General features: G+C 70.0%; 11 protein-coding genes. 7 read left to right on the top strand and 4 right to left on the bottom strand.

The features are described from left to right. The first annotated feature begins 149 nt into the window (after positions 1–149). A complete protein-coding gene (locus ADK67_RS31845) occupies positions 150–1385 on the top strand; it encodes a PQQ-dependent sugar dehydrogenase (RefSeq protein WP_053720257.1) in 1236 nt (411 codons plus the stop codon). Positions 1386–1478: 93 nt separating this feature from the next. On the opposite strand, the gene ADK67_RS31840 is transcribed toward ADK67_RS31845, so the two are convergent. Further along, on the bottom strand, positions 1479–1916 hold the full coding sequence (locus ADK67_RS31840; RefSeq protein WP_053720256.1) for a VOC family protein: 438 nt from the start codon (positions 1914–1916) through the stop codon (positions 1479–1481). Between the two features lie 236 nt (positions 1917–2152). On the opposite strand from ADK67_RS31840, the gene ADK67_RS31835 reads away from it, so the two are divergent. Then, positions 2153–3262 carry a serine hydrolase domain-containing protein gene (locus ADK67_RS31835; protein ID WP_063797795.1) on the top strand — a complete coding sequence of 370 codons (1110 nt, stop codon included), beginning with the start codon at positions 2153–2155 and terminating at the stop codon, positions 3260–3262. 777 nt (positions 3263–4039) lie between these two features. Continuing rightward, entirely contained in the window at positions 4040–5320 is a 1281-nt protein-coding gene (locus tag ADK67_RS31830) for a family 43 glycosylhydrolase (protein ID WP_231648442.1), read from the top strand. Between the two features lie 60 nt (positions 5321–5380). On the opposite strand, the gene ADK67_RS31825 is transcribed toward ADK67_RS31830, so the two are convergent. Then, a complete protein-coding gene (locus ADK67_RS31825; RefSeq protein ID WP_053720254.1) occupies positions 5381–6418 on the bottom strand; it encodes a LacI family DNA-binding transcriptional regulator in 1038 nt (345 codons plus the stop codon). 381 nt (positions 6419–6799) lie between these two features. Between ADK67_RS31825 and ADK67_RS31820 the strand changes: the two genes are divergently transcribed. From ADK67_RS31820 to ADK67_RS31810, 3 genes are all read left to right on the top strand, one after another. Then, positions 6800–8194 (top strand): endo-1,4-beta-xylanase, encoded by a 1395-nt coding sequence (locus ADK67_RS31820; protein ID WP_053720253.1) that lies wholly within the window; start codon positions 6800–6802, stop codon positions 8192–8194. A 357-nt stretch (positions 8195–8551) separates the two neighbouring features. Beyond that, on the top strand, positions 8552–10033 hold the full coding sequence (locus ADK67_RS31815; RefSeq protein WP_053720252.1) for a cellulose binding domain-containing protein: 1482 nt from the start codon (positions 8552–8554) through the stop codon (positions 10031–10033). Positions 10034–10151: 118 nt separating this feature from the next. Next, the gene (locus ADK67_RS31810) at positions 10152–11612 is read left to right on the top strand and encodes a leucine-rich repeat protein (protein ID WP_197289716.1); all 1461 of its coding nucleotides are present in this window, start codon (positions 10152–10154) and stop codon (positions 11610–11612) included. Positions 11613–11700: 88 nt separating this feature from the next. Here ADK67_RS31810 and ADK67_RS31805 read toward each other — a convergent pair whose 3' ends face one another. Both ADK67_RS31805 and ADK67_RS31800 read right to left on the bottom strand, forming a co-directional pair. Then, complete coding sequence (locus ADK67_RS31805; RefSeq protein ID WP_053720250.1) at positions 11701–12069, bottom strand: DUF5684 domain-containing protein; 369 nt, start codon at positions 12067–12069, stop codon at positions 11701–11703. Between the two features lie 171 nt (positions 12070–12240). Then, positions 12241–12597 (bottom strand): VOC family protein, encoded by a 357-nt coding sequence (locus ADK67_RS31800; protein ID WP_053720249.1) that lies wholly within the window; start codon positions 12595–12597, stop codon positions 12241–12243. A 105-nt stretch (positions 12598–12702) separates the two neighbouring features. Between ADK67_RS31800 and ADK67_RS31795 the strand changes: the two genes are divergently transcribed. After that, entirely contained in the window at positions 12703–13434 is a 732-nt protein-coding gene (locus ADK67_RS31795; protein ID WP_053720248.1) for a phosphotransferase enzyme family protein, read from the top strand. The last annotated feature ends 32 nt before the right edge of the window (positions 13435–13466 follow it).

Genomic DNA, 13466 nt, shown 5'->3' with positions numbered 1-13466 from the left:
GAAGGTCGGTCAGGCCGAACGCGACTTCGACTGGTCCGATCGGTCGATGGGCGGACGAGGTGGACGGCGGCTGGATCTTGGCGGGAAGTCGCGCTAGGTTGGGAGCGCTCCCAGAAATGTGTCTTCCACCTTGCTCGAGGAGCCGAACCATGTTGCGACGGCGTAGTCGCCCGGCCACTCTGCTGGCCAGCTTGCTCGTTCTCGCCTTGCCCGCGTTACTGCTGCCCTCGGTGTTGGCGAGCGGCAGCGCCGCGGCCGGCACGTCACACACCCGCGCGGCGCTCGCCGAGCTGACCGTGGTGTCCGAACAGGTGGCGTCCGGTCTGCGGCGTCCGGTCGCGATCACCGGGCTGCCGGACGGCCGGATGCTGATCGCGGAGAAGAAGGGCACCGTCCGCGCCTACCACCCCGACACCGGCCTGGCGGCCGAACCGGTGCTCGACCTGACCGCCCTGGTCGACGAGTCGGACAACGAGCGCGGCCTCCTCGGCGTCACTCCCGCGCCGAACTTCGCCCGCACCGGGATCCTCTACGTGGCCTACACGAGCCTGCCCGCGGGCGCGCTGACCCTGGCGCGAGTGCCCATCAGCGCTCCCGAGCGGCTGCAAGTGCTGCTCACCCAGGATCACGCCGAGTACGGCAACCACAACGGCGGTCAAGTGGCGTTCGGCCGCGACGGCTACCTCTACTGGTCCCTCGGCGACGGCGGCCACGCGTACGACCCGTTCAAGGCCGGTCAGGACCTCGGCACCCTGCTCGGGAAGATCGTGCGGATCGACGTCAACCGCGCCTGCGGGGCGAAGCCCTACTGCGTGCCCTCCGGCAACCCGTTCGTCCGCACGTCGGGCGCGCGCCCGGAGATCTGGCTCTACGGGCTGCGCAACCCGTGGCGGTTCTCCGTCGACCCGGTCGACGGCTCGCTGTGGATCGGCGACGTCGGCCAGGGCCTGGTCGAGGAGATCAACCACGTCCGCCCGTGGCAGGGCGGTGCGAACCTCGGCTGGTCCTGCCGGGAGGGCACCCCGGTGTTCGACCCGCAGCAGTGCAAGCCGGGCGGCCGGTACACCGACCCGGTCTTCGAGTACGACCACTACAACGACAACTGCTCGGTGACCGGCGGCGTGGTGTACCGGGGTTCCCGGACCCCGGCGGCGTGGGGTACCTACATCGCGGCCGACTACTGCTCGACCCGTGTGTTCGCCGTGCGTCCCAAGTTCGACGGCAGCTACGAGTCCGCGACGATCGGCAACTTCCCCACCCAGCCGTCCGCGATCGGCACCGACGTGCACGGCGAGCTGTACGTGCTCAGCGACCTCCCGGGTGCTCTGAACCGCGTGCGGATCGAGCGGGTCCCGCCGGCCGCCGGCGGGGTGGCGAACCGCTGACACCTCCCGCGACACCTCCGGGGACGGCCGCGACCAGGCGGCCGTCCCCGGCTCGTCCCGGCACCCTGTCGTGGTCGAAGACCGCGTCGTCGATCAGCGGAGTTCCTCGACCAGCCCGACGATGACGCCGGCGGGGCCGCGGACGTAGCAGTACCGGCAGTGGTCCTCGTACTGCGCCAACTCGCCCACGAGCTCGGCGCCGTGGCCGCGCAGCCGGTCGAGGACGTCCTCGACCGCGTCGACGACGAACGTGAGCCGGGGGATGCCCGGGGTGTTCACCGGCTCCCACGGCGCGCTGCCGGTGGCCGCCGGCCGGTGGAACGTCGACAGCTCGACCCGGCCATGACCGTCCGGCGTCCGCACGAAGGCGATGTCCGATCGCACGCCCTCCAGCCCGATGAGCTGGTCCACCCAGGCGCCCTCGACCGTGGTCCCGCCCTCCGGCTCCATGCCCAGTTCGACGAAGAACGCGACCGCCGCCGCGAGATCCTCCACCACGAAGCCGACGTGGTCCATCCGACGAATCGTCATGATCGCTCCCGTGTCGCACGGCCCCTCGTGGCCGCTCGTGCCCCTGGGACGGAGCCGGCGTCACGGTCTCGACATCCTCGGCGATCTTTTTCGGCACCGACCCGGCCGATGGCAGGGTTTGCCCGTAGTCCGGCATCGGGGTTGCCCGCAGTGCCGCTTCCGGGATCTGCCGGATGTCCGGGTGCCGATCCCTCCGTAGCGTTCGGTCGATCGCGACACGACCGGGGGGCTGTGCAATGCGGGCAGGGAAATCTTGGCGGCTGGTCGCCGGCTCGGTGGCGTTCGCACTGGGTGTCGGCGGCCTGACCGCCGCACCGGTCGCCGCGCGGCCGGCCGGGGACCACGCCGCGGTCCAGGCGATCGTGGACGGCTTCACCGCACGTGGGGTGCCCGGTGCGATGGTCTTCGCCCAGGACCGGCACCGGCGGTGGACGGTCACCAGCGGCACGGGGGAGTTGGGCGCCGACCGGCCGATCCGTCCGTGGCACCGGGTGCGGGTGGCCAGCAACACGAAGATGTTCGTCGCCTCGGTGGTGCTGCAGCTGGTCGGTGAGGGCGAGGTGGAGCTGGACGCGCCGGTCGAGCGGTACCTGCCGGGGCTGGTCCGGGGCAACGGGTACGACGGCGCCAGGATCACCGTGCGGCAGCTGCTGCAGCACACCAGCGGGATGGCCGACTACCTCGCCGACGTGCTGGCCGACCCGGACGCGAACAACCACCCGTGGCGACCCGCGGACCTGGTGGAGCTCGGGCTGAGCCACCCGCCGCTGTTCGCCCCCGGCGCCGGGTGGGAGTACTCGAACACCGGGTACATCGTGCTCGGCATGCTGGTCGAAGCCGTGACCGGCAACGACATCGGCGCGGAGATCACCGACCGCCTCATCCGGCCGCTCGGGCTGGCGCAGACGACGTACCCCCGGGCCGGTGACAAGCGGATCCGGGGACCGCACGCGCACGGCTACTACGCGTTCGAAGGCCAGCCGGTCGTGGACGTGACGGAGCTGGAGCCGAGCCTGCCGGGAGCCGCCGCGGCGCTGATCTCCACCGGCCCGGACCTGACGCGCTTCGTGCGCGCGCTGCTGGCCGGCAAGGTGCTGCGCCCCGACCTGCTCGCGCAGATGCGCACGACGGTGCCCGCGGCAGGACCCGACTACGGCCTCGGGATCCGCGAGTACCCCCTTCCGTGCGGCGGCGTGGCGTGGGGACACGCCAGCAACATGCCCGGCTTCGACTCCTTCAGCGCCGCCACCGAGGACGGCCGCTCGGCCTTCGCCGTGGCGAACGGACGCCTGACCGGTGGCGGCACGGCCAACCTGCGGTCCGCGGTCGAATCTGCGCTGTGCTGAGCGAAAACCCCTGATGGCATCGGCTCGGCGAACGAGGGCGGTGGGGGAGCGGCTCGACCCTTCCGGGCCGAGCCGCCGTTGAAGATCGACCGGCACGTCGTGGTGCCAGGGACGGCGTCGTCTCCGCCATCGCCGACCTGCGGCCACTGCCCGACGAGTTCACCCGGCCGGCTTCGACCTGGCCGAGTTCTGGCAGGGCCGGCCGAACGCTGTTAGCGCTCACAGCAGCGCGGCGTCGCAGTGGCCCCGCCCGTAAACGGACTGTTGACAAGGCGCTGACACAACGATTATCTATACGTCATACGTCACACCGAGATCAGCAGGGCTCGGCTCAGGGCTCGATTGTTAGCGATAACATCTGTCCAATTCGGCGGTTCGGACCGCGTGCGACCCCAACGGAGAGGTTGTCGACCATGCGATACCCCGACCGCGCCGCGCGCCGAACCCGTGACCTCGCCACTGCTCTCGTGAGACCAGGGCCGGCCGCCGCGCACTGCCCGCGTCCGCAGGGCTGACCAAAAACCGGTCTGCTTCGCCGATCGACACGAACGTCCGTCGTCCATCGGCCGTACCGCGCTGCGCATTTCCACACTTCTCGTGCCGGCATCAGCGTGCCCTGAGCACAAACCCGCCCATCGCAGATTGGAAGTGATCGCCATCAGGACTTCACACGTTGGCCGGCCGGATCTCGCGGCGCGACGAGCACACGAGGTGGGGAAACGTCGGGGGAGGAGTGCCCTTCACGGCGTCCTGGCCGCCGGTGTGCTCGTGGGTTCCATGGTGATCGCCGTGCCGTCGGCGAGCGCCGCGAACCCGATCGTCCCCGACCGCTTCATCGCCGACCCGTCCGCGCACGTGTTCAACGGGCGGGTGCACCTCTACGTCACCGACGACCAGACGAACAGCGGCACCTACTGGGACTCGAAGTCCTGGCGGTCGTACTCGTCGGCGAACCTGGTCGACTGGACCGACCACGGCGACATCTTCTCGATCGCGGGCTTCTCGTGGGCGAGCCAGTACGCGTGGGCTCCCAGCGCGGCGGAGCGCAACGGCCGCTACTACCTCTACCTCCCCGTGGACCGGACCAAGATCGGCGTGGCGGTCTCGTCGTCGCCGACGGGCCCGTTCACCGACGCGCGGGGCAGCGCGCTGGTGGACCGCGCCCGCGACACCAACGTGGGTGACGAGCCCATCGACCCGATGATCTTCACCGACGGCGACGGCTCGTCCTACATGTACTTCGGCACGCGGACGCCGAAGGTGGTCCGGTTGGGCGCGGACATGGTGTCCACGACCGGGCCGATCACGGACGTCGGCCTGACCGGCGCGACCAAGTACGGCGAGGCGCCGCACCTGCACAAGGTCGGCGACACCTACTACTTCACGTACTCGACCGGGTGGCCCGGCCAGATCCACTACGCGACCGGCTCGTCACCGCTGGGCCCGTTCGCCTACCGCGGCGTGCTCCTGGACTACGTCAACGTCAGCACCAACCACCAGTCGATCTTCCAGTACCAGGGGCAGTGGTACGTCGCGTACCACAAGAACGCCCGCGACGGCGGCGGTGGCTACAAGAGGTCGGTCGTGATGGATCGCTTGCAGCACAACGCGGACGGCACGATCCGCACGGTGACGCAGACCGCGGGCGGCGTGGGGCCGTTCGCCACCTTCACCGCGCAGCACAGCGGCCTGCGGCTGGACACCTCGGGCTCCGCGGTCCAGCAGGCCACCGCGTCGACCGCGCAGTCCCAGCACTGGCAGCTCCGCGCCAAGCCCGGCGGCTACGTCGAGGTGATCAACCGGGCCACCGGCTCGTGCCTGGACGTGTCCAGCAGCTCGACCGCGGACGGCGCGAGCGTCCTGCAGTGGCGCTGCCACGGCGGCAACAACCAGCAGTGGACCGTGCGCACCATCGACACGACCACCGTGTCACTGGTCAACCGCGCCAGCGGCAAGTGCCTCGACGTCCCGTCGGCCGGCACGACCAGCGGGACCAGCCTCGTCCAGTGGACCTGCACCGGCAGCGCGAACCAGCGCTGGCGTCAGGCGACTGCCTAACGGTGTCGCCGAGATGAGGTAGCCGCGGGCGTGTCGTCACCCTCGGCCGGACCGCGTCCCTCACCCCCGAAGCGCCGCCGTGCTCGCGCGGACCACCAGGTCGGTGGCGAGCATCAGGCGGTGCTGGGTGAAGGGCTCGCCCTGGTTGAGGGTGACGATCATGTCGGTGGCGGCGGCGGCCATGTCGCTGAGCGGCTGGCGGATGGTCGTCAGCGGCGGGATGGCCCACTGGGCGGGCGGCAGGTCGTCGAAGCCGATCACGCTCAGGTCGTGCGGGATGCGCAGGCCCGCCTCGTGCGCGGCGTGGTAGACGCCGAGTGCCTGGGCGTCGTTGAAGGCGAAGACGGCGGTCGGCGGGACGTCGAGCCGGAGCAGGTCGCGGCCGTGGGCGAGGCCGTCCACGAGGTTGAAGTCGCCTTCGCGGATCAACCGCGGGTCGACGGGGACGTCCGCGGCGTCGAGCGCGGCGCGGTAGCCGTCGAGGCGGGCGCGGCTGGACAGCGCGTGCGGCGGGCCGGTGATGGCGGCGATGCGCCGGTGGCCGAGTTCGAGCAGGTGACGGGTGGCGGACAGGCCGCCGCTCCAGTTGCTGGTGCCCACCGACGGGAAGTCGGGTTCCGGGACGCTGGTCGGGTCCACCAGGACGAACGGGATGCCGCGGGAAGCCAGCTGCTCCTGCTGGGCCGGTGTGGGGCCGGAGAACACCGTGATCACGCCGGCGGGCTTGCGGGTCAGGACGCCTTCGATCCACGTCCGGCCAGGGGTGTGCTTGCCGCGCAGTTCGGTGAGCACGACGGCGAGTTCGTGCTCGCCCGCCACCCGCTCGACGCCCTTGATCACCTCCATGGCGTAGGCGCCTTCGAGCTCGTGCAGCACGAGTTCGACCAGGGTCGCCCGGTTCGGCTTCTTCTGCCTGCGGTAACCGTGCTCGCGGATCACTCCCTCGACCATGGCCCGGGTCTCCGCCGCCACCTCGGCGCGCCCGTTGACGACCTTGGACACCGTGGCCGTGGACACCCCGGCCAACTCGGCGATGCGGGCGATGGTCGCGCCCCCGCGCTCGACGGTGTCGGTCGACGGGCGTTCGGCCGGGGTCATGGTGGGAATCCTAGTGGGTTCGGCGGTGCGGCCGAATGTTTCGGATCCGGTCTGCGGCAGGAAGTCTTGACGGTCGCCACGGCCCGGCTTACCGTCTGTCCAGTTAACATTCGGGCCTTGCAACGAAACTTTCGACCGTCCCTGGGGGTGACGGCGCCGCCTGTTCCGTCCCGAACCGCCACCTCACCGGTCCGCAACGGCAGACCTGATCGGCGCGCACCCTCCCCGCCGGTCAAGGTCCCGGTCGGCGCACGTCCCGACCGGAGGCACACCCCGGGCGCATGGGACTTCCCCGCGTGCCCACCAGGCCGCACGGGCACGCCACCCGCCCACCGGGCGCACCCGTGCGGCGGTCCCGACACCGATGTCAGGAGAAGACACATGTCAGCACCAGCAGGACGCGCGCGCCGCGTCCTCGCCGCGACGGCCGTCGCCGTCGCCGGGACGCTCGCCGTCGGCATGGCGGTCGCCGCGCCGTCCACCGCGGCCGCGGACCCCACGCTCGGGCAGCTCGCCGCCGCCAAGGGGCGCTACTTCGGCTCGGCGACGGACAACCCGACGTTGAACAACGCCCCCTACACGGCCGTGCTGGGCAGCGAGTTCAACCAGATCACCGTCGGCAACACGCAGAAGTGGCAGTACACCGAGCCCAGCCGCGGGCGGTTCGACTACAGCCAGGCCGACCAGATCGTCGCGTTCGCGCAGGCGCACAACCAGATCGTGCGCGGCCACACCCTCGTGTGGCACAACCAGCTCCCCGACTGGGTCAACAGCGTGCCCTCCGGCGAACTGCTCGGCGTGATGCGCAACCACATCACCAACGTCGCCGGCCACTACAAGGGCAAGGTCGTGCACTGGGACGTCGTCAACGAGGCGTTCGAGGAGGACGGCACCCGGCGGCAGTCGGTGTTCCAGCAGAAGCTCGGCGACAGCTACATCGCCGAGGCGTTCAAGGCCGCCCGCGCCGCCGACCCGAACGCCAAGCTCTACTACAACGACTACAACATCGAGGGCATCGGCGCGAAGAGCGACGCCGTGTACAACCTGGTGAGGTCGTTCAAGCAGCAGGGCATCCCGATCGACGGCGTCGGCCTGCAGGCACACCTGATCCTCGGCCAGGTGCCGAGCACGCTGCAGCAGAACATCCAGCGCTTCGCCGACCTCGGCGTGGACGTCGCCATCACCGAACTCGACATCCGGATGCGCACGCCGCGGGACGCCACCAAGGACGCCCAGCAGGCCGCCGACTACCGCACCGTCACCAACGCCTGCCTGGCCGTGACCCGCTGCGTCGGCATCACCGTGTGGGACTTCTCCGACGGCTACTCCTGGATCCCCTCGGTGTTCCCGGGCGAGGGCGCGGCCCTGATCTACGACGAGAACTTCGCCAAGAAGCCGTCCTACTGGGCCACGTACGAAGCCCTCGGCGGCACCACGATCACCACCACGACCACCACCGGCGACAACGGCAGCGGCTGCACCGCGACCTACCGGGTGACCGGCCAGTGGAACGGCGGCTTCCAGGGCGAGGTCACCGTCCGCAACAACTCCTCGACCGCCATTTCCGGGTGGACGGTCAAGTGGACCCTCGGCGCCGGGCAGAAGCTGAACAACGTCTGGAACGGCACGCTCACCACGAGCGGCCAGGACGTCTCCGTGCGCAACGCGAACTACAACGGCTCCGTCGGCGCCGGCGGCAGCACCTCGTTCGGCTTCCTCGGCTCGTGGACCGGCTCCAACCCGGTGCCGGCCACCGTCACCTGCACGACGGCCTGACCCCTCGGCGTCGACGTCTCGCGGAGCGGTGGTGACCGCTCCGCGAGACCCCGAGGGTCCGCTGTCGAACGGTCGGTCGAATGGTGTGGTCGAATTGATCGAACACCGGCGAATTCGGTGGGAGCCCGTCTCATTCGGTCGGATGCGCTGACGATCCGTTGACGTTGGGCCTACCGGCTGAGATAGTTCCGTACGTCAAATCCTGATCAAGGGGTATTCGTACCTCATTATCGAAGCGCTTCGACGTTTACCGCAAACGGGGCATCCGGTCGGAGGATTTGGCGGCTGCCGAACGCTCGAATTGATACGGCAGCGGTAGGAGTCTTGTCGTCAATCAACGCAGATGCGGCGGTATTCATGCTCTCGATCGGCAAGGTACGGCCCGCGGTCGTCGTCGCGGTCACCGCGCTGGTGGCCGCCGCGGCCATCACGACCACGGTCCCCGCCCAGGCGGCGGCCGGGTGTCGGGTCACGTACAAGGTGACCAACCAGTGGTGGGGCGGGTTCGGCGCGGACGTGAGCGTCACCAACCTCGGTGACCCGATCACGAGTTGGCGGTTGACCTGGTCGTTCGCCGCGGGCCAGACGATCGGCCAGCACTGGAACGCCAAGGTGGGCCAGTCCGGCGCGCAGGTCACGGCCGACAACGTGAGCTGGAACGGCGCCCTGGGCACCGGCGCGAGCGCGGGCTTCGGCTTCAACAGCACGTGGAACAACGCGTCGAACCCCGTGCCGACCAACTTCGCGGTCAACGGCACGGTGTGCACCGGTTCGGTCGGCCCGACGACCACCACGACCACCACGTCCACCCCGTCGCCGGACGTGCTCGCCGGAGCGCACACGGCGGGCCGGGTCAAGGCCACCGCGAGCGCCGCCCAGTACACGTGGCCCGGCGTCTACTTCGAAGGGCGCTTCCGCGGCACCGGGGTCGGGGTCGTGCTCAACGACGCCAACAACGACTACGAAGTCCAGGTCGACGGGACGACCGTCGCCACCCTGTTGGCCCCGGGCCGGACCACCCACTGGGTCAACAACCTGACCAACGCCGAGCACAGCGTGCGGCTGGTCAAGCGCACCGAGAGCACTTGGGCCGCGGGCGAGTTCGGCGGGTTCGTCGCCGCGACGGGCGGCGAGATCCTCGCCAAGCCCGCCGCGCGCACCCGGCAGATCGAGTTCATCGGCGACTCCAACACCGTCGGCTACGGCAACACGGCCGGCACGCGTGACTGCTCGACCAACGGCGGGGTCAGCCGGAACACCAACGCCAACCTGAACTTCGGCGCCCTCACCGCGCGTTCGCTCAACGCCGACTACCAGATCAACGCCCAGTCCGGGCTCGGCATGGTCCGCAACTACAACGGTGGCAGCCCGGAACTGGACTACCGCACGTTCTACGAGCGCGGCTTGCAGCACGTGGCCGGCGACGTCTGGCAGAACCCCGGCACGTGGAAGCCGCAGCTGGTCGTGGTCGCCTTGGGCACCAACGACTTCTCGACCGCCATCAACCCGGGGGAGCGGTGGACCACCCCGGAGAGCCTGGTCGCCGCTTACAAGACCGCGTACCAGGGCTTCCTCGACAAGCTCCGCGCCCGTTACGGCGCCAACACGGTCATCGTGGTCGGCGCACTCAACTGGTCGAGCACCCCGGCGTTCGCGCAGGCCGCCGAACAGGTCGTGAAGGACCGCAACAGCCAGGGCGACAGCCGGGTCCGCTACTGGTACTACGAAGACCCGAGCTTCGACCGGCTCGGCTGCGACTGGCACTTCTCCCTCCGCGACCACCGGACCATCTCCGGGTTGCTGAACAACTACATCGCCGCCCTTCCGCTCGCCTGGTGATCCCACGTGGTGTGACGAACCGGGCCGGTCTGGTCCGGTTCGTCACACCACGTTTCAGGAGACTCGCGGAAGCGACCTTGTCGTCGGCAACCTGGCGATGTTAGCGTTCACATCCGAGATGAAGCGAAAAGCCGTTCTTGCCGTCGTCGGAGTCGTCCTCGCCGTCTCGGGCGTCGGAGCCGTCGTCCTCACGTCGGGCGGGAACTCCTCCGAGCCGCCTGCCGCCGCCGGCGTCGTCGACGTCACCACTCCTGGCTCCACTGTCGCTTCCTCGGGCGCACCGACCACGACGACCACCCCGTCGCAGGTCTCCACGACTCCGAGCGTGGGGCGCGGATCCGTTCGAGGCGGTGGTCTCCCGTACTCGGACGGATCGCTGCCCGAGGACCCGACCGCCGATCCAGGACCGGATCCGGTGTTCGCGAACGACCCCGAGCTGCGCCGCGACGACGGCTACAGCTACCGGGTCGGCAAGCCCGGTGATCACCAACTGGCCGCGGGCACCCTCGCACTCCAGTACGACGTCACCACCAACGCCCTCAAGGCCCGCCTGGCCGAGCGCGGACCGGAACTCGCCAAGGCGACCGGGATCGCGCTGTACCTCACCGGCGGCACGGCGCTCTCCGACGGCGACCTCGCCGCGCTGCAAGGCGTGCACCGCGACCTCGGTCCGGGCAACCTCACCCGGCTCTACGTCTACAACCTGCGCAGCATCCAGGGTGGACGGGAGTGCACGCCCACGTCCGGGCTGCCGTGCGCGGGGCAGCAGGCCCGTGGCGGGAAGTTCCCCTACCTCTGGCACAACGGCTGGTGGGACACCTGGGTCAAGCAGCTTGTCCTCGACGACCTGGCCGCGGTGCCCGACGGCGCGTTCAGCAACCACAACTTCAGCGAAGTGAGCCTGCGCGGCGCCCGGTCGATCGGCGTCATGGCGTTCGGCCACGCCCCCTACGCCAAGCTCGACGTCCTGTACCTGCCCAGCGTCGACACCATCGCCCACGACGCCTTCCGCCGCAACCAGTACCTCGTCAAGGTGAACTTGCCGAACGCGACCGCGGTCGACGACTTCGCGTTCGACGACGCCTCACGGCTCCAGTACTTCACCGCGCCTCAGCTGCGCCGGCTCGGGCGCAACGCGTTGAACGACAGCCACGAACTGGTCTCGGTCAACCTGCCCGAGCTGGAGTACCTGGGCATCAACTGCTTCGACCTGAACCACAAGCTCATCGGCCTGAGGCTGCCCGCCCTCACCGAGATGGACAAGAACGCGGTCACCAACTTCGCGAACCTGCGATGGGTCCACGCCCCACGCCTGACCACGGTCTGGCACAACGCCATCACCAACAACGCGCAGCTGACCACAGTGGTCATACCGGCCGTGACCCGGCTCGGACCGGGCGCGATCCGGGGCAACCCGGCCCTGACCGCGGTCCACCTGGGACCGACACCGCCGGGGCAGGAGGCCGACGTCTTCACCGGAAGTCCGATGGCGACGGTCTACCACAGCGGCGATCCCGGGGCGTGGGCGACTTTCAAGGCGTCCGGCAACCCCGGGCTCGCGATCCGTCCCCGGCCCTGATCACCGAGCCGGGAGCAGCCGCTCACGTTCGCTGAGCGGTGCCGCACTTCCGGGCACCCCTGGGTGGAGGTGCCCGTCTGCGCGACGGTCAGGCGGCCGCGGGGCCGCGGTAGGTGGCGTCACCGAAGGCGAGGATCGGGTAGCCGACGAACCCGAACAGCCAGAGGCCTGCGACGCCGAACCCGCTGCCCTTGCCGAACGACTTCGCCATGTCGATCGCGACGATCAGCGTGATGACGATGTTGACGAACGGGATGAGGAACAGGATCAGCCACCAGCCGGGCCGGCCCACGATCTTGAGCTGCACGTAGATGTTGTAGATCGGGATGATCGCGGCCCAGCCGGGCTGGCCCGCCTTCGCGTAGACCTTCCACATGGCCGCGATCAGGAGGATCCCGATCACGAGACCGATGATCCCGGGGATGATGAGGGCGGACGAGTCGGTCGTCTGGTTCACTGCGTGTCCTTCCGGCAACCGGCGGTGGTGCGGGCGCTGATCGCTCGCATCGGGATTCCCCCAGCCGGTCGTGGCGGAGGGACGGTCGCAGCCGCCGGGCGGTACCGCTGCCCTCTTGACCGATTCGTGAGCCGTTCGAGATCAATCCAATGTCTGACCAGGACCGTGACCTCAGTTGACGCAGAGGCAGAAGGGGTGACCCGCCGGGTCGAGGAAGACCCGGAAGGACGTGCCGGGCTGGTGCGGGTGCTTGGTCGCGCCGAGTTCGAGCACCGCCGCCTCGGCGGCGTCGAGGTCGTCCACGGTCACGTCGAGGTGCATCTGCTGGGGCGACTCCTGGCCCGGCCACGCCGGCGCCGCGTACCCCTCCACCTGTTGGAAGCAGATGCACTGACCGTGTTCCGCGCGGGCCTCGGCCCAGCCGGGGGAGACGTCGACCCGCCAATCCAACATCGCGCCGTAGAACCGCGCGAGCGCACCGGGATCGGGGCAGTCGATGACGACGCTGGGGAAGCGGGCGATGGCCATGCCCGGCATGCTAAGGGCAGTTGAGGACGGTCGCCGTCCGGATTGCGCCGGCGCCGTGCGGCAGTCGTCCGCGGCGGAAGCGTGTCCGTCGCTAAAGTGTGGTGAATGGGGTGGGAGGCACTTGAGCAGTGGGGTGACGACGTCGCTCGCGTCGAGCCGCTCGCCGGCGGGGTCGCCAACGACGTGTGGAGCGTGCGCGTCAACGGGCAGCTCGCGGTCGGTCGTCTCGGCCGCAGGAGCGATGCCGATCTCGCGTGGGAGACCCGGCTGCTCCGACACCTCGACGGTGAAGGCCTGACCGTGCCGGTGCCGATCCCGACGGTGGACGGCCGGTTGTTCGCCGACGGCCTGGTGGTGATGACCTACGTGGACGGTGGACCGCCCGAGACGCAGGCCGACTGGCGTCGCGTGGCAGGCACGCTCCGCGAACTGCACCGGTTGACGCGGGGCTGGCCGCAGCGCCCGGGGTGGCGGTCGTCGACCGACCTCCTGCACGCCGAGACCGGGACGAAGATCGACCTCGGGGCGATGCCCGCCGAAGGCGTTGCCCGCTGCCGGGCGGCGTGGGCGCGGCTCGCCGGACGCGAGACCCGCGTCGTGCACGGCGACCCGAACCCCGGCAACATCCGCATGACCGCGAACCACGTCGGGCTGATCGACTGGGACGAGGCGCACGTCGACGTGCCCGACCTCGACCTCGCGCTGCCCGACAACGCCGCCGGCCTGGACGACGGCGCGTACGACGTCGCCGCACAAGCGTCGGCCGCCTGGGAGGCCGCGGTCTGCTGGGAGGACGAGTACGCGATCAAGCGGCTCGCCGAGGTTCGACCAGTCTGACAACGCGTTCGAACAGGGGACAGCACCACCGG

This window comes from Saccharothrix sp. NRRL B-16348 (assembly GCF_001280085.1).
Taxonomy (GTDB): domain Bacteria; phylum Actinomycetota; class Actinomycetes; order Mycobacteriales; family Pseudonocardiaceae; genus Actinosynnema.
Note: the sequence above shows the minus strand (reverse complement) of the source record. Positions and strands in the feature narration are given on the sequence as shown.

Coding starts and splice junctions, on each gene's coding strand:
- ADK67_RS31825 (WP_053720254.1), bottom strand. CDS start 6,418: ATGACCCCGGCCGAACGCCCGTCGACCGACACCGTCGAGCGCGGGGGC.
- ADK67_RS31810 (WP_197289716.1), top strand. CDS start 10,152: ATGAAGCGAAAAGCCGTTCTTGCCGTCGTCGGAGTCGTCCTCGCCGTC.
- ADK67_RS31800 (WP_053720249.1), bottom strand. CDS start 12,597: ATGGCCATCGCCCGCTTCCCCAGCGTCGTCATCGACTGCCCCGATCCC.
- ADK67_RS31840 (WP_053720256.1), bottom strand. CDS start 1,916: ATGACGATTCGTCGGATGGACCACGTCGGCTTCGTGGTGGAGGATCTC.
- ADK67_RS31830 (WP_231648442.1), top strand. CDS start 4,040: ATGGTGATCGCCGTGCCGTCGGCGAGCGCCGCGAACCCGATCGTCCCC.
- ADK67_RS31835 (WP_063797795.1), top strand. CDS start 2,153: ATGCGGGCAGGGAAATCTTGGCGGCTGGTCGCCGGCTCGGTGGCGTTC.
- ADK67_RS31795 (WP_053720248.1), top strand. CDS start 12,703: ATGGGGTGGGAGGCACTTGAGCAGTGGGGTGACGACGTCGCTCGCGTC.
- ADK67_RS31845 (WP_053720257.1), top strand. CDS start 150: ATGTTGCGACGGCGTAGTCGCCCGGCCACTCTGCTGGCCAGCTTGCTC.
- ADK67_RS31820 (WP_053720253.1), top strand. CDS start 6,800: ATGTCAGCACCAGCAGGACGCGCGCGCCGCGTCCTCGCCGCGACGGCC.
- ADK67_RS31815 (WP_053720252.1), top strand. CDS start 8,552: ATGCTCTCGATCGGCAAGGTACGGCCCGCGGTCGTCGTCGCGGTCACC.